The 22,571-nt window shown below is 38.0% G+C and carries 23 protein-coding genes, 1 tRNA gene and 1 pseudogene; 16 read left to right on the top strand and 9 right to left on the bottom strand.

All coding sequences use genetic code 11. The features are described from left to right. The 4 genes and pseudogenes from PN471_RS22895 to PN471_RS22880 form a co-directional block, all read left to right on the top strand. A pseudogene (locus PN471_RS22895) lies at window positions 1–105 on the top strand (IS5/IS1182 family transposase); the annotation flags it as partial. 54 nt (window positions 106–159) lie between these two features. Next, on the top strand, window positions 160–846 hold the full coding sequence (locus PN471_RS22890) for a pentapeptide repeat-containing protein (RefSeq protein WP_271778782.1): 687 nt from the start codon (window positions 160–162) through the stop codon (window positions 844–846). Between the two features lie 44 nt (window positions 847–890). After that, the gene (locus PN471_RS22885) at window positions 891–1,949 is read left to right on the top strand and encodes a J domain-containing protein (protein WP_271778781.1); all 1,059 of its coding nucleotides are present in this window, start codon (window positions 891–893) and stop codon (window positions 1,947–1,949) included. Between the two features lie 101 nt (window positions 1,950–2,050). After that, on the top strand, window positions 2,051–2,905 hold the full coding sequence (locus PN471_RS22880) for an EndoU domain-containing protein (RefSeq protein ID WP_271778780.1): 855 nt from the start codon (window positions 2,051–2,053) through the stop codon (window positions 2,903–2,905). A gap of 226 nt (window positions 2,906–3,131) precedes the next feature. Here the strand turns inward: PN471_RS22880 and PN471_RS22875 are convergent, their stop codons facing one another. The 5 genes from PN471_RS22875 to PN471_RS22855 all read right to left on the bottom strand — a co-directional run bounded on the left by PN471_RS22875 (window position 3,132) and on the right by PN471_RS22855 (window position 6,622). Further along, the gene (locus tag PN471_RS22875; protein ID WP_271778779.1) at window positions 3,132–3,692 is read right to left on the bottom strand and encodes a hypothetical protein; all 561 of its coding nucleotides are present in this window, start codon (window positions 3,690–3,692) and stop codon (window positions 3,132–3,134) included. A gap of 101 nt (window positions 3,693–3,793) precedes the next feature. Further along, window positions 3,794–3,937, bottom strand: a complete 144-nt coding sequence (locus PN471_RS22870) for a hypothetical protein (RefSeq protein WP_271778778.1) — start codon at window positions 3,935–3,937, stop codon at window positions 3,794–3,796. Between the two features lie 101 nt (window positions 3,938–4,038). Then, a complete protein-coding gene (locus PN471_RS22865; protein WP_271778777.1) occupies window positions 4,039–4,287 on the bottom strand; it encodes a hypothetical protein in 249 nt (82 codons plus the stop codon). 64 nt (window positions 4,288–4,351) lie between these two features. Then, window positions 4,352–4,723, bottom strand: coding sequence for a DUF2237 family protein (locus PN471_RS22860; RefSeq protein ID WP_271778776.1), 372 nt, complete (start codon window positions 4,721–4,723; stop codon window positions 4,352–4,354). Window positions 4,724–4,993: 270 nt separating this feature from the next. Further along, window positions 4,994–6,622: a cyclic peptide export ABC transporter gene (locus tag PN471_RS22855; RefSeq protein WP_271778775.1), complete on the bottom strand. Its 1,629-nt coding sequence runs from the start codon at window positions 6,620–6,622 to the stop codon at window positions 4,994–4,996. 51 nt (window positions 6,623–6,673) lie between these two features. On the opposite strand from PN471_RS22855, the gene hpnI reads away from it, so the two are divergent. Beyond that, window positions 6,674–7,816, top strand: coding sequence for a bacteriohopanetetrol glucosamine biosynthesis glycosyltransferase HpnI (gene hpnI, locus PN471_RS22850; protein WP_271778774.1), 1,143 nt, complete (start codon window positions 6,674–6,676; stop codon window positions 7,814–7,816). A gap of 215 nt (window positions 7,817–8,031) precedes the next feature. Here the strand turns inward: hpnI and PN471_RS22845 are convergent, their stop codons facing one another. Then, a complete protein-coding gene (locus tag PN471_RS22845; RefSeq protein ID WP_271778773.1) occupies window positions 8,032–9,165 on the bottom strand; it encodes a TRAP transporter substrate-binding protein in 1,134 nt (377 codons plus the stop codon). A 401-nt stretch (window positions 9,166–9,566) separates the two neighbouring features. On the opposite strand from PN471_RS22845, the gene PN471_RS22840 reads away from it, so the two are divergent. From PN471_RS22840 to trxA, 6 genes are all read left to right on the top strand, one after another. Beyond that, a complete protein-coding gene (locus PN471_RS22840) occupies window positions 9,567–10,415 on the top strand; it encodes a Uma2 family endonuclease (RefSeq protein WP_271778772.1) in 849 nt (282 codons plus the stop codon). A 184-nt stretch (window positions 10,416–10,599) separates the two neighbouring features. Continuing rightward, entirely contained in the window at window positions 10,600–11,223 is a 624-nt protein-coding gene (locus PN471_RS22835) for a TRAP transporter small permease subunit (protein WP_271778771.1), read from the top strand. Window positions 11,224–11,231: 8 nt separating this feature from the next. After that, window positions 11,232–12,575 carry a TRAP transporter large permease gene (locus tag PN471_RS22830; RefSeq protein ID WP_271778770.1) on the top strand — a complete coding sequence of 448 codons (1,344 nt, stop codon included), beginning with the start codon at window positions 11,232–11,234 and terminating at the stop codon, window positions 12,573–12,575. A gap of 309 nt (window positions 12,576–12,884) precedes the next feature. Further along, window positions 12,885–13,070 (top strand): hypothetical protein, encoded by a 186-nt coding sequence (locus PN471_RS22825; RefSeq protein ID WP_035081659.1) that lies wholly within the window; start codon window positions 12,885–12,887, stop codon window positions 13,068–13,070. A gap of 299 nt (window positions 13,071–13,369) precedes the next feature. Further along, on the top strand, window positions 13,370–14,617 hold the full coding sequence (locus PN471_RS22820) for a hypothetical protein (protein ID WP_271778769.1): 1,248 nt from the start codon (window positions 13,370–13,372) through the stop codon (window positions 14,615–14,617). Window positions 14,618–14,774: 157 nt separating this feature from the next. Beyond that, window positions 14,775–15,104: a thioredoxin gene (gene trxA / locus PN471_RS22815; RefSeq protein ID WP_271778768.1), complete on the top strand. Its 330-nt coding sequence runs from the start codon at window positions 14,775–14,777 to the stop codon at window positions 15,102–15,104. Window positions 15,105–15,116: 12 nt separating this feature from the next. Here trxA and PN471_RS22810 read toward each other — a convergent pair whose 3' ends face one another. From PN471_RS22810 to PN471_RS22800, 3 genes are all read right to left on the bottom strand, one after another. Beyond that, the gene (locus PN471_RS22810) at window positions 15,117–16,616 is read right to left on the bottom strand and encodes a family 10 glycosylhydrolase (RefSeq protein WP_271778767.1); all 1,500 of its coding nucleotides are present in this window, start codon (window positions 16,614–16,616) and stop codon (window positions 15,117–15,119) included. A 166-nt stretch (window positions 16,617–16,782) separates the two neighbouring features. Further along, window positions 16,783–16,856 (bottom strand) — tRNA-Pro (locus tag PN471_RS22805). Window positions 16,857–16,988: 132 nt separating this feature from the next. After that, entirely contained in the window at window positions 16,989–17,354 is a 366-nt protein-coding gene (locus tag PN471_RS22800; protein WP_271778766.1) for a DUF1818 family protein, read from the bottom strand. A 225-nt stretch (window positions 17,355–17,579) separates the two neighbouring features. On the opposite strand from PN471_RS22800, the gene recA reads away from it, so the two are divergent. The 5 genes from recA (at window position 17,580) to PN471_RS22770 (ending at window position 22,086) form a co-directional block, all read left to right on the top strand. Next, on the top strand, window positions 17,580–18,656 hold the full coding sequence (gene recA / locus PN471_RS22795) for a recombinase RecA (protein ID WP_271778765.1): 1,077 nt from the start codon (window positions 17,580–17,582) through the stop codon (window positions 18,654–18,656). Window positions 18,657–19,772: 1,116 nt separating this feature from the next. Further along, window positions 19,773–19,982, top strand: coding sequence for an NAD(P)H-quinone oxidoreductase subunit L (ndhL, locus tag PN471_RS22785; RefSeq protein WP_137907338.1), 210 nt, complete (start codon window positions 19,773–19,775; stop codon window positions 19,980–19,982). A gap of 27 nt (window positions 19,983–20,009) precedes the next feature. After that, complete coding sequence (locus tag PN471_RS22780; RefSeq protein ID WP_271778764.1) at window positions 20,010–20,321, top strand: DUF3007 family protein; 312 nt, start codon at window positions 20,010–20,012, stop codon at window positions 20,319–20,321. Between the two features lie 73 nt (window positions 20,322–20,394). Then, the gene (gene trpA, locus PN471_RS22775) at window positions 20,395–21,198 is read left to right on the top strand and encodes a tryptophan synthase subunit alpha (RefSeq protein WP_271778763.1); all 804 of its coding nucleotides are present in this window, start codon (window positions 20,395–20,397) and stop codon (window positions 21,196–21,198) included. Between the two features lie 237 nt (window positions 21,199–21,435). Then, window positions 21,436–22,086, top strand: a complete 651-nt coding sequence (locus PN471_RS22770; RefSeq protein ID WP_193896712.1) for a heterocyst differentiation related protein — start codon at window positions 21,436–21,438, stop codon at window positions 22,084–22,086. The last annotated feature ends 485 nt before the right edge of the window (window positions 22,087–22,571 follow it).

Genomic DNA, 22,571 nt, shown 5'->3' with positions numbered 1-22,571 from the left:
ATGGGTTGTCGTCGGTTAGTCAGAGACTACGAGTTATTACCTGAAACATCAGAGACTTTTATCTATCTAGCTATGATCCGTATCATGCTCAGGCGATTGGCATAAATTTTGACTCCTCAAAACTTTTCAAACATCCTCTTAATCAGTTTAGCAATTACTTTGTTTAAATACTTTCAAGAAGCACCAAAAAGACAACAACAAGACCATTATCAAGCTTGGTCAATTATTAACTCTGCCAGTAAACAAAAAGCCAGTGGTGGTAGAATTGAAGCCTTACAAGAATTGAATAAAGACGGTGTTAAATTATGGAATTTAGTTGTTGATGAAGCTGATTTAAGTGGAATTAAATTAGAGAAAGGAGAGCTTGCTCACACAAGTTTTAAAAATTCACTATTAGAATGTGAAGAAAACAAATGTAGCAGCCTGAGAAAAGCTAACCTTTATCAAGCTCAATTTGAAGATGCTCGTTTATCTCAAATAGATTTGCGAGAAACTAATCTAATTGATGCTAAATTGCAAAAAGCATACCTTAAAGAAGCTCAATTTCAAAACGCCCGTCTTTACCTAGCTAATCTAGAGGAAGCAGAACTTCCAAGAGCAAATTTTCAAGGGGCGGATCTAAAAAAAACAATTCTCAAAAATGCTATAATATGCGATGATTCATTTAATGAATCTGACAATACAGCAAACAATATTTGTGCTGATTTTATTGGAGCGAAAAATCTAACACCTGAACAAGTCAAATCTGCAAAAAATTGGGAAAAAGCCTGTTATGATCGAGAACTAAGGATAAAACTAAATTTACCACCGGATAACCCTGATTATTGTAAAAATAACTTAAAATAATAAATATAATTATTTTATCAACCCTAAGCTTAATTGTATCTACTATGGCACGCAAAACAAAAACAGCATCCTCAGCTACAGTCACTCCTCTCGCGCTTTCTGACTTACATCTCCAGTTACAGGGTTTAGAGAAGGAACATGAATCTTTATTAAAGCAAATTAAGAAAAAGCGGACAGAGTTAAATAACTTTGTGGAAAAAATGCGTTCTTTAGCCACAGAAGTATTTCATCGAGTTAGTCCGAATATGAAAACAATGGCAGAATTAGATGCAGAAATTCATGCTTTGTTTGCCGAAATTTTAACTACGAGAAAAATGGGAAAACAAACCCAGAAAAATATAGAATCACTATACAGAAGTTTGCAAATGGGAGGAATTATTAGTTATAAAGCTATTGAAGAAGAAGAAGATGATGATGATGACAATGAATTAGATGAACTATTTGAAGATGATAATTATCAGGAAAATCATCAACGTCGTCGTCAATTTTGGGAAGCAGAACAGGATTCGGAATCGCCAACAGTCCCTAAAACAGATGAATCTAGGAAAGTTCGTCAGACATTTTTGCGGTTAGCAGAAATCTTTCACCCTGATAAGGTTAAAGACAATGAAACCCAAATGACTCACACGGAAATCATGAAAGAAATTAATAAAGCTTACCGAGAGGGAGATTTAGCGCGACTTTTAGAAATTGAACGGAAATATGAAGTCGGAGAAACCATTGATAATAATAGCGAAGATGATTTAAGTCGCAAATGCAAAAATATAGAACAACAAAATCAAATTCTCAAAAATCAATATGAGAAGTTAAAACAAGAACTCCGGTTAGCAAAGAATACTCCCGAGGGGTCAATGGTTGCTGATTATAAAAAAGCCGCTAAACAAGGGGTTGATTGTATTAAATTGATGGTGGAAACCATGCAATCTCAAACTAAGATAGTTGCGGAGATTCGTGATTTTTTAAAAGATTTTAAAGATAAAAAGATAACTATTAAAGAATTTCTCGCAGGACCAGAAAGCCTCCGTTCTATGCAACAGGATATGATGGAAGAATTAATGGAAAAAATTATGGGAGAATTTGGAGATATTATGGATTTTAATTAGTAAAATATGTTAAGAATTGTTAAGTAATAATTGACACAGTTAATGATGTAATGGTAACTTGAGAAGTATTCACAGTCATACGTAAATCTAGTGAGATTCCCATGAGATTAAACCTGTTGAGTACAACTATTAATCATCAAATTGTTACCAATGTGAATAAATTTCTGTGCTTAACCTTAGCTATAGGACTGTTTTTTGTAACTACTCTATCAAATCCTAATTTGGCAATGGCAGAGGAATTCTTACCTTTCTTTGATAATATTAATAATCCTGTAACCGTTAAAGTTGGTGGTGTACAAGACTTAACTCCTCCTCCTCCTTTGCTAAATGATTTTGATCAAGCAGTTAATCAATTGTGTGGAGAATTGGGAACAGTAGTTACTCCCGCTAATTTCCAAACCATGCTGAATAGTTTTCCAACTGTTCTCAGCAATATTAAAAATAGTGTTGGTGGTTATATTTTTCCGAATAGAACTTCTGATACAGAATTCCTGGAAGATTTAACAAATCTTTGGTTTAATGCTGAAGGATTTGATCATGTTTTTTGTGGTGAACCAGCAGAAACTAAAATTGGTGGTTTACATTATGCTGGACGTTATTTAGATTTACAAAATCGAGGTCTTGCCGGAATTTTACCCAAATCTGTGAGTAAATCTGAAGTTGACCCAGGGGCTGTTTATTCCTTTGGTGTTAGAATGAAAGTAGGCAATCGCACTGTTAGTGATCCATTTAAAGGATATGGTTACACTCTCAATGCCGAAGAGATTTTAACAATTGCAGCTAAGGCATACAAAAATAACCCCAGCTTAGAACCAACACCTAAAGCTTGTTTACTGAGTGTGACTGATAACGGCAAAACATTTGCAAATATTTTTGTTACTAAAAAAGGTGCTATTCGTACCTTTTATCCTGATGCTACTCCTGATTATCAAAAAACTCCAGAATGTCAGGTTTAGTAATTTGAGATTACAGCAAATTGAGATACAGTGATTAACCTGTAGGGGCGGGGTTTCCCCGCCCTCAATTGTATTTCATCCGACCGATAACTAGGACTTAGTGCATTTTAAATTATTCCTTTAATTCTTGTATTTAACTGTTAGGCAAAGTGCTGTAATCATGAAGATATAACCGGAAACTGTGATGATATAACTGATATTTAGTTTCCTTACCCTCCCGTGTTTCTTACAGAAATTCTAACCAAGTTTCCATAATTTCTGCCACATCAAAAACATCAGCTTTGATGATTTTACTAATAGCTACGGTTGACATCGCTGGAGTTTCTTCAGCAGTTAAAACCCGCAATATATTTATAGCAACATCAGATAAACCCTGACCTTGCATCTTTTGCCAATGTTGTTGATAATAGGTTGCTAAATCTGGGGGAATACTATTAATATTCTCAGGTTGATCATAAAAACCATCAGCAAAAGCAGTTAAAACCTGCTGCACATACATAAAATTATCTTCATCAATCAAATCAATTATATTCCTCTGCGAACTCTGCGTCTCTGTGGTTCGTTTCCTCCGAATAAATTCCTGTACATCCTCCCTATTTTCCCTCTGAAAATCCGATAAATCTAAAACCTGTGATGGTGCTTCAATTAACAAACCACCATGCGACTTTTTATAAGGACGACGTGCAAAAATAAAATAAACTTGATCAGGTAAATATCGCGGTAGATGAAATAAATTAGTTCCCACAGCTTGACTATGAATATCAACTCGATCCAAACCATCAATCATAATAATTAACTTGAAATTCGGTGATAACCTTTCACTGATGTGTTGTAATAATAAAGAAAAAACCGAACTATCATAATGATCAAAATCCAGATTTTCAGTATTTAATAAACTCTGGAATTGGCTGATAATAATTTAAACAGTTCTGTATATTCTTTACCAACTAATAATAATTGTGGCGATTGACGTAGAAGGAGTTCTTTGTCTTCCTCTGACTTTTTATTAAACTCACTGCGCCAGTTACTCATAGTATTAATCCCTTAAGCATATTTTTAGCAATTTCCGCGCTGATTTCTGGTAAACTCACCCCCGCAGCTTCCACAATATCCTGACGTTCTAAAAAATCGCGCTAACTTTCATGATAAAAACGATAACGGGGCGGTTGATAATTTTCCTGCTTCTGTAAAAACTGTGTCCAATCTTTGAGAACTTCCTGCACTGTGAGAGCATCTTCCTGGGAATATTTGACAATCATCTTAAAAAGCCTATACTGTCTTCGTTTTGACTTTTGACTTTTGACTTTCGACTTCCGCCCTGCGGTACTAGCCTGTTGACGGGCAAGACTTGTACTGAGCTTGTCGAAGTATGCCCATACCACATTTTATATTTAATTACAACCAGCTACTTATTGCTATATTCGCTAATAATTATTCTCCAATTTCCTAATTACGAATTACCCGATGTTTTTGCAAATCTGCTAAATTACAAACTTCCAACGCCCTAGCATGGGTAGCTTCTAAAACTACTGGAGGTGCAACACCTGCTTCTAGTGCTTCTTGCCATCTTGCAGCGCATAAACACCAACAATCACCAGGTTTTAAACCGGGAAAACTAAAATAAGGTGCAGGTGTACTCAAATCATTACCTTGAGATTTAGTATATTGCAAAAATTCCTCTGTGACTTGAGCGCAAACCACGTGCATTCCCGTATCTTGTCCACCTGTGATACAAAACCCGTCACGGTAAAATCCAGTCATGGGAGAAGTGCAGCAAATTTCTAATTCTGTACCCAATACGTTTTTAGCTTCTGTCATGATTAATTACTCACAATTATTATTTATTACGGAAAACGAACTACAGAGGCACAGAGGACGCAGAGAAAGAGGGTTTGAGAGGTTGTTTGAAAAGTTTTAGGTTGTGATTTTAGGCACTTACAGATCCCCCCTAACCCCCCTTAGCAAGGGGGAACTAGAGTCAAAGTCCCCCTTTTCAAGGGGGATTTAGGGGGATCTAAAAATATTTGATACACCATGAGGAACTTTTCAAACACCCTCTGAGAGATATTTTGGGTAAGTCCTGATTTTCTAAGTTTGTGGGAGTTTATCAAATTCAATTTTGCCATAGTCTAGTTTAATAATTCTATCGGCTAAATGGAAATAATGATCATCATGACTAATTACTAAGATTGTTTTTCCCTGTGCTTTCAATTCTGGCAATAATTGAGTATAGAATATATCTTTGAATAATGGATCTTGATCAGCCGCCCATTCATCAAATAGATAAATTGACCGATTTTCTAAATATGCTGTTAGTAATGCCAGGCGTTTTCTTTGTCCTTGGGAAAGGGACGTGGTGGAAAGTTGCCCATTTTCGATTTTAACTTTATGATCAAGTTGCAATTTTTGTAAATATTTTTGGGCTTGAATATCTAAGTTATTATTTGCTAATCCTAGCAGTTCTTCAAATAAATAAAAATCGGAAAAAACTACAGAAAAATGTTGGCGATACCATTCGCGGTTATTTTCTGTAATCAAAGTTTTGTCTAAAATAATTTCGCCCTGTTCGGGAATATATAACCCAGTGATTAATTTCGCTAAAGATGATTTACCGCTACCATTTCCACCAACAATAAAAACTAATTCTTGGGGGTAAAGGGTAAGATTAATTGGACCAAGAATAAAACTACTATCTTCTTTATCTGTGTAATAAGTGTGAGTAATATTTATCAGTTGTAAACTGTGCCAATTTGTGAGAGCATGAGGAGGTGCAGTGGCAACTTCCGCACGACTGGCTAAAGATAAACCCAATGATTCGATTTTTTGTAAGGCAACGCTGGCTTTACTTATTAATGGTAAATTATTGGAAATATTATCCATAGGCAACATTAAATAAGTAAATGTGAGAATATAACCTGATAAAGTTTCGGCATCAATGGCGAATAAATGCGGTAAAATGAACAAGACAAAACCAATGGCAAAGAAAAATATTAGTTTACCCCAACTGGTAGTTGTGGCGAATAAGGTTAAACCTTGAACATTGTGATTTCTAAATCTACTGGCTGTCGATTCTAAACGATTACTCAGGAAAAATTGACGGCGTTGATAGTGGAGTTTGAGTTCTTTAATGCCGGCGGTAATGGTGCTAAAATTATTAAATAAAGTGTCTTGATCTTCACGGGCTAAGGCTAATAATTTTTCTCCTCGATCTAATAACCATTTACAACTACCAATAGCTATTAGCATTAAAACCACAACCATGATAAATACTAACCAAGATAGCCAAGTTATATATAGTAAACATCCTAAAGCCATTGATATATCAATACATAAAAAGGGGATGACATAAACAGCATTTGCTACGGCTTGGACATCTTCTGTTAAAGTGGCTAATAAGCGGGGATTTCCTAATTGTTCTAAATGACTTAATTCCGATGCTAATATTTGCCGACTTAACTGCATTCGTAATTGCAAAACGGCATTTTGGGATAAGCGAATTAACATGATTTGGGAAATTACGCCGGTCATTAAGGCCACGGTGACTAAACCGACGAAACCCCAGGCTATAGTTGTCAAAGAGGCAGCATTGCTTTTACTCGCAGCACTACTAATCAGGGCGATTAATCCCGCACTACTACCACCACTCAAAAAACCTGTGATAATAGCGATCGCTACCATTGTCCAAGACGAACGCAAAAGAAAGTAAATTAGATTCATTGGTTATTAGTCATTAGTTATTAGTCATTAGGAAAACTATTTCCCCTGCTTATGTTCATATTCTGTTTATCAGCCGTTTTATTTTACACCTATGGGGTTTATACAGCGATAGCGAAGCGCGACCTAGGAATCGCTTTTTTGCGTGACTTTCCTCCCATAAACCCGGAATTTCATCCCCCTGTCACTATCCTGAAACCCCTATGTGGTGCTGACAAGGGGACTTACACCAACCTAGCTTCATTTTGTCAACAAGATTACCCCCAATATCAAATTATTTTTAGTGTCCGCAGTTCCACAGACCCTAGTATAGAAGTAGTTGAGAAACTAATTCAACAATTTCCAGAAATAGATATTAGTTTAGTGGTGAAAGATCATATTATCGGTGCTAATTTGAAAATTAGTAACTTAGCTAATGCTGTCACCACCGCCAAACATGATATTTTCCTCATTGCTGACAGTGATATTCATGTTGGTTCTGACTATTTACAAACAGTTATTCAACCATTACAAGATGAAAAAGTCGGCGTTGTTACCTGTTTATATCGTTCCACAGCCGAAGGAATAGCTACGATTTTAGAAGCTATTTGTACAGCCACAGACTTTCAACCGAGTATTTTGGTGAGTAAACAATTAGAGGGAATAAAATTCGCTTTGGGTTCAACTATTGTCATCCGTAAAACCACATTAGCAAAAATCGGCGGTTTTGCAGCAGTGGCTGATTATTTAGCAGACGACTATCAACTCGGCTATTTACCAACCCAAGCAGGAGACAAAGTAGTATTATCTAACTATATTGTTGAACACAGATTAGGACATAGTAGTTTATTAGATTCTATCAATCGCCAAATTCGTTGGGCACGTTGTATTCGTGTTTCTCGTCCTTGGGGTTATGCCGGCTTAATATTTACTTTTGGCACAGTTTCTAGTTTACTATTATTAATAACTAGCAGTGGTTCTATTTTTTCTTGGTTAGTTTTCTCCATCACTTTGCTAATGCGATTAGTTATGGCTTGGGTAATAGGGGTAAAACTTCTCAATGATGAAGTAACCAAAAAGGTTTTCTGGTTAATTCCTTTTGCGGATATAGTGAGATTTATAATTTGGTGTTGTGGCTTTTTTGGTAATACTATTGAATGGCGAGGGACAAGATTTAAACTAGTTAAAAATGGTAAATTAGCAATAATCGAAAGTTAGGAATCAAGAATTAGTAGGGATTTAGGGATGATCTTTGGTATCAACTTAACGCAAAACCTCTATTCTGCAAGTAACTCAAGTTCCCTGCTAATAGTAAAAGTTGTCTTTTGATAACTAAACACTAGGAAAACTTACTAGTACATCTTGGTGTCAACAAACCAACCATTCTCAATCGTTTTTGGGAAAAAATCCTGTAAATCCTGATTCTGACTTAATTATTTCCCCACTTTCCCATAGGCATAACGGGTTAAACTACCTTCATTGAGATTATTCCAAGCATATATCCGATCTCTAAAAGGTTTCCACTGTTCATAAACAGCTTTAAAATCAGCGTCTTTAGCTGCAAATTCATCATATAAAGCAAAAGAGGCTTTTTCCGCTGCTTCCAAGATTTCCTGACTATAAGCACGCAGTTGAACCCCGGTTTTTAATAGTTTCTCTAATGCTTCGCTATTGCGGGTATCATAACGAGCTAACATTGTTGTATTCGACTGATATGCAGCGGTTTCTAAAGCTGCTTGGTATTGAGGTGGTAACTTTTTCCATTCGTCCAAATTAACTTGGACTTCTAAAGTTGGACCTGGTTCCCACCAACCTGGATAATAATAAAATTTAGCAACTTTATTTAAACCCAATTTTTCATCATCATAGGGTCCTACCCACTCAGCCGCATCAATAGCGCCTGTTTGTAGCGCTTGGAAAATTTCCCCACCAGGAAGAGTTTGTACAGTTACTCCCAGTTTAGCCATAACTTGCCCCCCTAAGCCGGGAATCCGCATTTTTAAGCCCTTGAGATCATTAAGTGTTTTGACTTCCTTACGAAACCATCCCCCCATTTGTGTACCCGTATTTCCCGCAGGAAATTGAATTATATTAAATTTACTGGCATAAATTTCCCGTAGTTTGGTTAAACCTCCGCCTTCATATAACCAAGCGTTTTGTTGTTGGGCATTGAGTCCAAATGGTACTGATGTACCAAATCCTAAAGCAAGACTTTTACCGATATAGTAATAAGCAGCAGTATGTCCGGCTTGGACTGCACCTTGAGAAACCACATTGAGAACTTCTAAACCGGGGGCTATTTCTCCAGCCGCACGGGGTTCAATGATAAAATTCCCGTTAGTGAGAAATTTGACGCGCTCTGCTAAAACCTGGGCTCCGCCAAAAATAGTTTCCAAGGACAATGGCCAACTTGTAGCCATTTGCCATTTAACTGTCGGTAGGTTACTGGTATCGGTTTGACCTGTAGCGGCTTGATTTTGCGCCTTTTGACAACTACCAACTATGGCGACTCCGGTGGCGGCGATCGCACTTTGAGATAATCTGTTAACAATAACTCGACGTTTCATAAAAATGAATATTAGTAAGATTTACTTACAATATCATAATCCTGTAAAATTTTAGCCTACCACAGAGTGGGTTGGTGTTAAAATTTTTCGGTGTTGCTGAGTAAAAGTATGATTTTATTATGCCTACGGCACGCTGCGCGAACACGCAGAGACGCTCCAGACGCAGAGAGTAAGAGTTTGAGAGATGGAATTTTCGACTTTCATACCCCAATTCACCAACGCCAAATCTTCGTTGGCACAAAGTACGGGGAAAAAAGGTTTTAGACTTGTTGACTTTTCCTTATACAGTTTTTATAGTGTTGATACACTTAAAACTTATTATTTCTTATAATTTTGCCAATTGCTGATCATTTCGGATTAGTATAAAAATATTAAGTAATTTCTAACTAAATTTAACGGCTATGTTAGAAACTGTTTTGGCTGAACCTAGCATTAAACTGCCACCCACCCAGGCTGAACTTCCTTGTGATGATGGTATCCCCATGGAGACACAAAGACATAAATTACAAATGGATATTTTAATTGATACAATTCAGCCTTGGTTATATCAAAGGGCTGATGGATATGTAGGTGGCAATATGTTTGTCTACTACAGTTTAGCACAATTAAAAAATCAAGATTTTCGCGGTCCAGATTTCTTTGCTGTTTTAGGTGTGCCGAAAACAGAACGACTTTCTTGGGTAGTTTGGGAAGAAGGAAAACCACCAGATGTGGTAATTGAATTACTTTCAGAAAGTACAGCTAACAATGATAAAAATGCCAAAAAATTGATTTATCAAAATCAAATGCGGGTTTCCGAATATTTTTGGTATGACCCGTTTAACCCCAATGATTTTGCAGGTTTTGATCTGAATAGTGGTGCATATCAACAGATTGCTCTAAATGAGAAAAATCAACTGGTAAGCAAAGTTTTAGATTTGGCTTTAGTGCGTTGGCAAGGTAATTACAGAGGTGTTGATGCCACTTGGTTGCGCTGGGCAACTTTGGATGGTGAGTTGTTTCCCACTTCTCAAGAAATGGTAGTAATTTCACAACAAAGGGTAGATGAAGTAGAACAAATTGCAGAACAGGAAAAACAACGTGCAGAACAGGAAAAACAACGTGCAGAACAGGAAAAACAACGTGCAGAACAAGCTGAATTGCAATTAAGACGAGTTGCTATTAAGTTGTTACAGAATGGAATGTCTGGAGAACAAGTGGCACAATTGACAAATTTGGATATTTTGGAGGTGGAGAAATTGATTAATTAATAGTAATAATTCAGCCGTCAGTATGGATTTACCACTGTTCTTTACTAATAGCAAAAGTCATTCTTAGATGACTAAACACTGGGAAAATTTCCGAGTCTGTTTTAACAGACTTGAGCTATTAGACAGGGAATTTATTCCCTGGCTGACTGTATTCTCAACTCTTGCCTTTAATTTATTATGTTCTATGCGTAACTCAAAAAGATTTGCTTTCATCAGTCAGCTATTAAAATTTTCCCAGTTTATTGACAATGGTGCTGATAAATTGGGATGGTTATCGAATTGGCTAGTTTTGCTAACAATTGGAGTCGGTTTTTTTAATGTTGTCGCCCGTTACATGGGGCGCTTCATTGGTGTACAATTGTCTTCTAATGCCTTATTAGAACTGCAATGGTATTTATTTTCTCTCACATTCTTATGCGGCTTTGTTTATATTTTACGTCATGGAGAAAATGTCCGGGTTGATTTTCTTTATACTAATATGAGTGAAAAAAACCGCGCATTAATTGATTTTCTTGGCACAATTTTATTTTTAATTCCCTTTTGTCTCATTGGCATTTGGGTGACAATCAATCCGGTTTTACAATCTTGGGGTAGATTAAGTGATGGTAGTTGGGGAACTTGGGAAATATCTTCTGATGCTAATGGTTTACCCCGCGCCCCAATTAAAACTATGGTTCCTATAGCCTTATTATTCCTGCTTTTACAAAGTATTTCTCAAGCAATTAAATATTTAGCAGTATTACTAGGCTATCAACAAGTAGCAGAACAAATTCGTTTAGAGACTTCAGAAAATATCAATATTGAATAGGGGAAATTATGGGTTTTGAATGGTTAGCAATTTTAATGTTTGTCGGCTTTTTCTTTATTCTCATGAGTGGCTTTCCTGTCGCTTTTTCCTTTGCCGGTACAGCCATTGTTTTTGGACTTATGGGTACAGCAGTTGGGGCTTTTAATCCGGCGCGTCTCCTCCTATTACCTAATAGTTGGTTTGGCACAATGTCGAACTTTACCTTACTTGCCATTCCCTTTTTTGTGTTTTTAGGTGCAGTTCTAGAAAAGTCAGGATTAGCAGAAGAGTTATTAGAAACTATCGGCATTGTTTTAAGTCGTGTCAGGGGAGGATTAGCTTTAGCAGTTGTTTTAGTGGGAACTGTTTTAGCAGCCACAACCGGAGTCGTAGCCGCTACAGTAATTGTCATGGGGATGTTATCATTACCGTTGATGTTACGCTATGGCTATGATAAAAAATTAGCTTCAGGAGTTATTATTGCCTCTGGGACTTTAGCTCAATTAATTCCTCCGAGTTTAGTCTTAGTGATTCTTAGTGATCAAATTGGTGTTTCTGTGGGAGATTTATTTTTAGGGGCATTAATTCCCGGATTAATGTTATCTGGTGCTTATATTCTTTATATTTTAGGACTAGCTTTTTTTCAACCGGAAAAAGTGCCACTTATCCCTGATGATGTGGTAATTCCTCAAGGTAATCAATTAATTAAACAAGTTTTTAAAGCTGTTGTTCCCCCGATTATTTTAATTTTTGCGGTGTTGGGTAGTATTTTCTTTGGTGTGGCAACTCCCACAGAAGCGGGGGCTGTCGGTGCTGTTGGGGCTTCTATTCTCGCCGCTTTTAATAAAAGGTTAACACCACAATTAATTCGTGATGCTGCCCATTCTACCGCAGTGATTACAGCTTTAGTGGTGATGATTTTATTTTGTTCTTCGATGTTTAGTTTGGTGTTTGATGCTTTAGGTGGCAAAACTCTGATTACTAATTTATTAATCGGTTTACCTGGAGGATATTGGGGGTTTTTAATTGTTAGTAATATCGTGATTTTTATTTTAGGAGCTTTTCTAGAATTTATTGAAATTTGCTTTATTGCTATGCCTTTATTAGTACCAGCAGCCCAAGCTTTAAATATTGATATGGTATGGTTTGGTGTAGTAATGGCAGTGAATTTACAAACGGCGTTTATTTCTCCACCTGTGGGCTTTTCTTTGTTTTATTTACAAAGTGTTGCCCCTAAAGAAGTGAGTACGTTAGATATTCATAAAAGTGCGATTCCTTTTATCATTTTACAGTTTATTGTGTTGTTAATTGTAATTGCTTTCCCGCAAACAGTTCGCTGGTTAATTGATATTTCCGCAACGACTGGGGTTTAGTCATTTATGGGCGGTTAGAAACCGCGTCTACACAGGCAAAACCTGCCTACGCAGGTTGAAAATTCCATTAACAAAATTTAACCAAACTATCAGAAAAGTCCCTGTTTAAAATGCACCATAAATAATATTATCTTTTCTATCCGCGAACTCCGAAAAGAACATATTGGTGAAACTGTTACCTTTTACGGATGGGTAGACCGTCGCCGCGATCATGGTGGTGTGATATTCTTAGATTTGTCCGGTTCAGTTCTTAGTTGAGCTTACACTATTTAATCCATATCAAAATCCTTAACTAGGCAGATAAATAAAATGTCAGAAGAAGAGTTTCAACAAAAAATCTTAAATTCACTGGAAGAATTGAAAACTGATGTGGCAAAATCAAATGAGAAATTTGAGGTATACAGGCAAGCTACGCAGTCACTGGTTAATTTGGCTTTCGGTTTGATTGCCAGTGCCACGATAATTACGGTGGTGTCGTCAGTTTTTAAGCGGTAAGGTTTTTTAATTTAGCTATATTCACACTAAGAATGAAGATAATTCAAAAAAGCCAGGGATTTAAGTCCGTCGGTTTCATTTTCTGATCTCCTTCTCTCTTCCTTTGCGTCTCTGCATCTCTGGGTGAGAAAAAAATATTTAACTTATCTCCCCAAAAATAGAACTAACTACTTAATAAGTATATGAAACTTAACAAAAAAAACACTAAATTCATAGGAAAATGGTAAATTGATTTCAGTAACACCCATGATCAGGTTGTGTTTCTTGATAGTCCATCAACTTAATTAGATATAAGTTATATGTTTACCAGAATCCGTCGGCTTTCAAATCGGTTTTTTAATAACTCTCGGACAGTAAACAACGAACCACTGAATAAAGTGAGTTTAGTTGTCATTATTTTAGTTGATATTTTTATTTTAATTAATGTTTTTACCGGTTTAAATAATATTAGTGAATGGCATCTTAGCCCAACGCAAGCTTATCCATGTTATACAGAATGGAATAGTTACAAAACCCAATCTAGCGAAAATAAAGATTATGAATTTTTGAGGAGTTCATTACCTTACGGTAGTAATGAGCAAAGAGTTCGGCAAACATATCAAGATGAAGAAGTTGGACATTTGGGTAAAGTTTCTGAAATATGTTTGAACTATGGTGAATCCAAAGATAAACTGAATAATCCTCAAAATCAGAAAATTATCACCACGATAAATCGGACTCAAGATCAAATTAGTCGTCTTGAACAAGTAAATGCTACTATTCGTCAGCAATATGATTCAACCTTATTAGAAAAAATTGCTGGACAGTCTTCAGGTAATTCTATTAATCAGGTTCGCGCCGAAAAAGCTAAACAGGAATTAGAGCAAAATAGTCAGAGAATTGCCAACTTAAAACAGGAAATTGCTAATCTGCAAAATCAACTGCGGACAAAACCCGAAAGTGTTAATTTATTGTCTTTTGTCAAAGATGAAACTAAATTTAATCAAGTTGCTAAAGACTATAAAAATGCTTCCTTTTGGTATCCTAGCATTCAATTAGTTTTTCAGGCTATCTTTTTGATTCCACTAATTCTGATTGCATTATTAGTTAATAATTTTAGTCAACGCAGAGGATATGGATTAATAGGATTAATTAGCTGGCATTTGCTAGTTATATTTCTCATTCCGCTAATTTTGAAAACATTTGAATTTCTGCAAATTGGTGTAATATTTAAATTCTTGTTTGATATTATTAGTTTTCTGTTTGGTGGGCTAGTTTTCCTAATTAGTTATGTTTATATTTTGCTAATTCCCTTAGTTGGTTTTGGCATGATTAAATTCTTCCAAACCGTTGTCTTTAATCATAGAATTCAAGCGGCTAACAGAATTCAAAAATCCCGCTGTATTCGGTGTGCTAAAAAAATTCGTCCTCAAGATAGTCACTGTCCCCACTGCGGGTACTATCAATATGTCGAATGCCATAATTGTCATAATTTGACCTATAAAGAATTACCTTATTGTCATCATTGTGGTGCTGATCAAAATTCCCCTAATTTAGAGGTAAATTAACAATTTAAGAAAGTAGAGAAATTTCGATGCAAGTGAGGTAAAATAGGCAATAATTAACCGTAGATGACAGGAGATAGACGCAGATAATTTGGTTTTCCTGCTCTCCTCATTTATTCGATATTATTAAGTTATTGATTGAAATCTAGGCAAACAACTTATGTCATCTATTACCAATGTCACTGAAGCTACATTTAAACAAGAAGTGCTAGAAAGTCAAACTCCTGTTTTAGTTGATTTTTGGGCCCCTTGGTGCGGTCCTTGTAAAATGCTGTCTCCTGTAGTGGAAGAAGTGGCTGCGGAATATAAGGGACAGGTAAAAGTGGTAAAGTTGAATGCTGATCAAAATCCTACTGTTGCTAGTCATTACGGGATTCGCAGTATTCCCACTTTGATGATATTTAAGGGGGGACGACAAATTAAAACAGTTGTTGGTGCTGTTCCTAAAACTACATTAGCTACTACATTAGATAAGTATGTTGATTCCTAGCTACAGCATTGTTCACCGAATATTGCAAGCTTTCCGTTCTCCGTCATGTTCAGGATGTTGCCAAGAATAAGCAAAATGGCTGACACCCTTAATTTGAGGAGATAATTGGCGGAGGGCTTGCATTTGTACTTCTAAAGGGGGACGATTACTAATTGATTCTCCCCACTTCCCAGCTAAAGCCGGAATGACCTTTGTGCCTGGTTGTGCCATTTTTAAAACCTGTTGAACTTGCGCCACAATGCAACTAGCATTCCCGCAATTTGCATAGGACATGGGATGCCATTGTAAGGTACTAGAAAACCTATCCCAAGGTTGTAAGCGAGAATCATACCCTTGTCCTAAAGCTTGATTACCTTCGGGAAAAAATACTGCTCCCGCAGGAATACCTTGTTGTTTGGCTGGGTAACTTGCTAAGGTTACAAAATCTACGATACCTTGCATAGCGTGAGCAACGGAGAGTAACCACAAATCCAATTGCAAAACCCGCTGTTTTTCCTCTGAAGAAGGTAAGGATTTCTGCTTTTTGAGGGGAATACGCCCTTCCCATAAAGGTTCATCTTCTTGAGGATAGCGTTTGTCAATTTCTGCTATATCGCCAGCGCTGACATATCCTTTGGTTAAAAAACGACGAATTAATTCTAATCCTTTGGCATTTTTGGCGCGACTAAATAGGACTTCTTGGGTGGCTGGAGTAAATAGCCAGAGGTCATGAACTTTGGTAGCAATGGAGTCAATGCCACTCTGACGAGGGTAACGAACATAATCGAAGAGAATACCATCTGGACGACGGCGGATAACCTGTTGTACCATACGGTAGTAATCGGTTTTTGCTTGGGTGTTATAGGGATCAATAAAGACTTGGGAACTATCTTCTACTACGGATAAGCTGGTTTGATTTTTGCCATTACGGGCGATCGCATTTTGTCTATCTGTACGTTGAGCATAGGTGTAACCAAAGTTAGTCGTAAACATCCAGGCATAAACCTTTAAACCCCGTTGTTGCCCTTTTTTAATTGCTAATGCTAACAAATCAAATTTTTCTGCACCAGGAAGGCGAACTACAGCAGGCCAAACTGTAGAATTAGTTGCGGCGGGTAATAACACTTGTCCATCATAAAATACTTCTAAATAAACTTGGTTATAGCCTTGGTTGACAATTCGATCCATAATTTGATCAACTGCTCCCGGCTGAATATCACAGGGATACAAGCGTAACCAAATAGCCTGAGTTTGCGGCCAAGTCTGACTACGACAAGTTTTTAATTCTTGTGTATGCTGTTTGAGTAATTTCTGATAGCGACTTGCTGCCTCTTTATTGCCTTTAAAAGCTAATAAACGTAAGTTTTCTTTTTCTTGAGTTGCTTTTGATGATACCCAACAATCCTGTCCGTTCTGAGCAATGGCTGGTTTTGTAGCTAGGTTGAGAATCAATAAGCAATTAGTAATAATTACAGTCAATAAACCTTGCCAAGATAAAACTACCCTTAAAAATTTCCAGTTAAAATCAGACATAAATAGCCATCAGTTTTGATTCGTCAGAGCTTACTTGAAACAGCCTCTACTTAAGATATTCTCACATCTGGAGAGACGTACAACTATCAAAAGCAGTATTTCATATAAGCGACTCAGACATATACTGGAAACAAGAAGAATATGCCGCAATCAAAGTTTCCGTAAATCGGAACGTAGGGATTTGAACCCTAGACCTCCACTACCCCAAAGTGGCGCGCTACCAAGCTGCGCTACGTCCCGTAAATGTGAACTTGTGTGAACTTGAGATTTTAGACTTTTGGTGTGGGGATGATTCCAAATGTGTGAATCTAAAATTAATTAAGTCACTCTTGCGAGTATATCACAAGGTCAAGAAAAATAGCAAGGGGTGACTCAAAAAACTTTTAGCATCCTCATGGCTGGCAACAATTCGGCTACGGCTGAAGCTTCCCATTTACCTTCTGTCCCTCGTCCTGTGTTGAGGATGAAGCGCAGATTATAGGCATGAGCATAACCTTCCACCTCCATCCATAATAAATCACTTTCGGCTTCACAGGCAATTTTTTCCTCTTCCATTAATTCTGTAGCTAGATGCTTCATGGTATCTGCAAGCTGATTAAATAGACGACAAAATTCGTTTAATTCTGCTTCGGTTAATTCTATCGCCCAATCTTGAGACCCGACTAAGGCTGGAAATTTTGGTGCATCTGGATTCCAGCCTATGCGCCAACCAGTGCCGCTTTTGATGACTCGTTCCATAGTGAATTTAATTTTGTCCGACTACTTAGATAGAACGCCGATACAGTTAGTCTTTCACAATCTTAAATCTAAAATGCTATAATTCTTCAGCGATCGCCTTAGGATCTTAGCAAACATAATTTTGTAAACATTCCTAATTGGCACACTTTCCGGTTAGGATAGTATATCCGTTCTATTAAAACTCCCGTCCAGTAATTTGGGAAAATCCTATACTTAGAGGCAAAAATGGCAGCTAATACTGAGACTTCTGGCAAGCAAAAAGCGTTAAATATCGTACTTGGACAAATTGAGCGCAGCTTCGGCAAGGGAGCAATTATGCGCTTAGGTGATGCCACCAGGATGAAGGTAGAAACAATATCCACCGGAGCGCTCACCCTAGATTTAGCCTTGGGTGGTGGTTTACCCAAGGGACGAGTAATCGAAATCTACGGACCAGAAAGTTCTGGTAAAACTACTATTGCTCTTCATGCCCTCGCAGAAGTACAAAGAAATGGTGGTATAGCAGCATTTGTAGACGCTGAACACGCCTTAGATCCTACCTACGCTGCTGCATTGGGTGTAGACATTGATAACTTACTCGTTTCTCAACCAGACAATGGTGAATCAGCATTAGAAATAGTTGATCAACTTGTGCGTTCTGCGGCTGTTGATATCGTTGTTATTGACTCCGTTGCTGCTTTAGTCCCCCGCGCTGAAATTGAAGGGGATATGGGGGATATTCACGTAGGTTTACAAGCTCGGTTAATGAGCCAAGCTCTACGAAAAATCACTGGTAATATTGGTAAATCTGGATGTACAGTTCTTTTCATTAACCAGTTACGGCAAAAAATCGGTGTCACTTATGGTAGTCCCGAAACAACAACGGGTGGTAACGCGCTGAAGTTTTACGCTTCTGTGCGCTTGGATATTCGCAGAATTCAAACTTTGAAAAAAGGGACTGATGAATTTGGTAACCGTGTCAAAGTCAAAGTAGCTAAAAATAAAGTTGCACCGCCTTTTAGAGTTGCCGAATTTGATATTATCTTTGGTAAGGGTGTTTCTACCACTGGTTGTTTAGTGGATATAGCTGAAGAAACTGGTGTTCTTTTGCGTAAAGGTGCTTGGTATAGCTACAGTGGTGAAAACATTTCCCAAGGTAGAGATAACGCAATTAAGTATTTAGAAGAAAAACCAGAGTTTGCAGCCAAAGTCAAAGAACAGGTTCTGGAAAAACTCGATAAGGGGGCTGTAGTTTCTGCTAATTCTGTAGTGCAACCCCATGATGTTGAGGGGGAAGAAGAGATTGAGTTAGAAGAGGAATAAACAATATCAGGGACAATTTATTGAATTGTCCCTACGCCTTTTTGAGGTTTATTCAAGCTTGAAAATATATTCAAGTTTTTTCCGTTCACCTACTCATTCAACTACCAAGTATTTTCAAAAAACCCAGCGATCGCTAGGTAATAAACTGGTTTATGCTATAAATAGTCAAAGTTTAAGAAATATTAAGTAGGTAGACAGAAAAATTTAAAGGTATGTTAAGAAAAGTAAATAGGGCTGAAGCCCTCTTTCCCCCTGCTCTCTGCCTTACCCCAACGACAACTTTTAACGCCCACCTACTTAAGTTCTCTTCCCACTATACTCATGCAATGTATTGTTAATCGCCGCGACCAGTTTTCAGTGGTTGATCGGTATTGGTCTCCCGAACTGAGTGAAATCGAGAATTCAGAAAAATTTGGTGCTTACTCTTTAATGTTCATGTTATTTACGCCAACCTGTATCCGCCGGTGTTTAGATGGGAGTGGGGGGGCTCGAACCCCCACGACCTTTTACGGTCAACGGATTTTCATTCTCTTGTAGTTTTCACTACTACTTAGGTGCTAAAGCAATCATAAGTTTTGAGAATTGGACTCTCCCTTTACCCTCGGCTTTACGTTAGGGTAGCTCCCGTCGAGTCTCTGCACCTTCCCAGTCAAATATTTTTCTGGGCTTGGCTCAGGATTGCCATATCTATAAATAGATTTAGGTTTCCCTGAGTTTGAGAGCTGCCACTTGAAAGATTTCTCCATCAAGGCTCAATTCCTTTAAGTCCGTAGCGTCTACCATTCCGCCACACTCCCGTAAGGTTGTTTACTGTTTTTGAGGCAGTATTCACCCGCTTATCCGTTATACCACTAATTGCTTTTTTTTGGCAAGTAGATTTTAAAATTTTATTTGCTAACGCTAATATTTAACATTTAGCCCCGAAACAAAATATTAAACTGGCCACTTATGTTCACGCTTAATGGCTGATGACGAGCATATCATAAGTTTCGATTTTTGGGCAATAGGTTTTGGGGAAGATGGAAAATAACAGAATTACCGATTTCCTTAAACCAGTCATTGGGCATATCATAAGAAGTGAATGCACCAAATATAGTTCAAATTGCGGTAAGACATATGGTTGTAGCACTACTGTATCTGAGTTTAGCTGGCGCTTATTTGCTGGTAATACCCATTGCTGTATTTTTCTACTTGAGTTTAAGATGGTATACGGCTGGTTCTGTGGAACGGGTGTTTATGTACTTTTTAGTGTTCTTTTTCTTTCCGGGGTTGCTAGTTCTCTCCCCGTTTGTGAATTTGAACCCCCGTCCTCGAAAAATTGCTTAAATTTAAGATTGGTAGGTCATAATTCTCATGCGACGTATTGACGCGATTGGTATTGGCTTCGGCGTTTTTGTGGCTGGTGGCTTGGCTTATGTGGCTTTGCAAGGAGTGGGTTTAGATAGTCAGAATGCTGGTATCTGGAGTCAAGTTTTCTTGATGGCTGGCTTAATTGGCTGGTTATGCACCTATATTTTCCGAGCGATAGGGAATAAAATGACCTACCATCAACAACGGGAAGCTTATGAAACGGCTTTTTTACAAAAGCGGCTTGATGAACTCTCTCCTGAAGAGTTAGCTAAACTGCAAGCAAAAATTGCAGAGGAAAAAGAATCTCAGGTTTAGAGTTATGATTGTTCAGTTGTCAGTTGTTGATTGTAACTACTGACTACTGACCACTGACTACTGACTAGGCGAAATGACTGCTATTTCTCATTGCTTTGAAAATTTAAGACGGAATCAAGAGTGCGCGTTGATTCCTTTTATTACGGCTGGTGATCCGGATTTAGAAACTACTGCTAAGGCTTTACAGGTTCTGGATAATTCTGGGGCGGATATGATTGAGTTGGGTGTGCCCTATTCTGATCCTTTGGCTGATGGTCCGGTGATTCAGGCTGCGGCTACTCGGGCTTTGGAGAGGGGAACGACTTTAGAGCAAGTATTGGCGATGCTCAAGGGGATTAGTCCGAGTTTGCGATCGCCTATTATTTTATTTACCTATTACAATCCGATTTTACATCGAGGCGTTGATCAGTTTTTGAGGCAAATTAAAGATGCTGGTGTGGCAGGTTTAGTTGTGCCGGATTTGCCGTTGGAAGAGTCCGCAGGGCTAATTAAACCAGCAGCACTGATGGGCATAGATTTAACCCTATTGGTAGCTCCTACGAGTTCTCCTGAAAGAATTGAAGCGATCGCCCGTGCTTCTCAAGGATTTATCTATTTAGTCAGTGTTACTGGTGTCACGGGAATGCGAACCCAAATGCAAACGCGGGTGGGTGATTTGCTGCAACAAATTCGTAATGTTACAGATAAACCCATCGGTGTGGGGTTTGGAATTTCTGATCCTGAGCAAGCACGACAGGTAAAAGCATGGGGGGCGGATGCGGCAATTGTCGGTAGTGCTATGGTGAAGCGACTGGCAGAAGGAACACCAGAGCAGGGATTAGATGCGATCGCTCAATTTTGTCAAAGTCTCAAAACAGCCATCAGAAACCCCTCTTAATCAAAGAGAGCAATTGCCAAACAGTGTATTTTTTTGTTATTTTTTAGTGGACAATTTGACTGTAATCATCTTAAATAATAACAGCATATCTTAGGATAGACAAAAAACTAACTGATACACTGGTTTATCTTGACTCTTAGACTTAATATACTATCAAAGTAGGCAAAAAATTATGTGTGTGAGAGTGCGTCAGTCACAACTGAGTTACTGTTCATTAGTATTCGAGGGGTAACAGCAATGAGCGAAAGTATGGCATTTATTGGCGGAGTCGCAGTAGCTGGGTTGGCGGCTTTAGTTTTACTAAAAGGAACAAACACCCCAATACAATCGAATTTTGCTGTTAGTCCCCAAATGCCTGGAACAGTCATGGCACCCCAGGTAATGCAGTATCCTCCCAATTACGGGCAACCTGCCTATTCTAATCAGCCGCCAACTGCTCCTAATTCTGATCAGCGGCTAGAAATGGAAAAGCTGAAAATGAATATGCAAATAGAGAAGTTGAAAAGCGACAATGAACAACTAAAGTTACAAAACCAACAATTCCAGGCACAAGCTCAAAGTTTTACGCAACAGCAGTGGCAATTAGCACAACAAGCTAATCAACAAAAAATGGCCACTTGGCAACAACCTGAGCAAAATAATTGGTGGTCTTCACCTGTGCTTTGGGCTGTGGGTGGCGCTACCTTGACTATTGGTGGTGGTGTTGTGGTCGCTGGTGTTTTATCTTTATTTGCACCAAAACAGCGTCCTACTCGGACTGTTCAGGTGATTCATCCCTACAATGGATCAACACCATCTTTAAATCCTGTACGTCGCGCTGAGTTTTTACCATCTTCTACCATGGAATCTAGAAGGATCGAAACGGCAGAATACGACGAAATGCACTAAGCAGTCGTGCTGAATATTGCTGAATAGTTCGGATATTAGTGGGGTTTTAAGTATTAAACCCCATTTTTTAGTGTCTGTGAGGGTAAAATTGCTTCTTCAAGCATTTCACGAACCATGTATCCTACATTCCGCACGCATTTTTGGAGTTATCCGGTCCAAAACAACCCCCTTATGACTAACTTTTATAGGGGTATTAGGAACATCTTGTTTTAGCTTAATCAGCAGAAGCCCCACGTCTCACTCTTAGGAGCGTGAGTTGAGTTGCGTAGCCCAAATTGTATTTGAGCGTAGCGAAAACAAAGAAGGCTACAGCGACGAAACGAACAAAATATTGATTTTATGTTATTAGGACTTACGCATTGACAGGATCAACCAAATATGAGGTATGGGTTTCGGGCATTTTAACGTGATTTTTTGATGATTTTTGAGCGCTCGCTATTGAGCAGAAGTTAATCACCAAAAGCCTGAAACGAGGGATTTTCGTT

This window comes from Aphanizomenon sp. CS-733/32 (assembly GCF_028330045.1).
Taxonomy (GTDB): domain Bacteria; phylum Cyanobacteriota; class Cyanobacteriia; order Cyanobacteriales; family Nostocaceae; genus Dolichospermum; species Dolichospermum gracile.
Note: the sequence above shows the minus strand (reverse complement) of the source record. Positions and strands in the feature narration are given on the sequence as shown.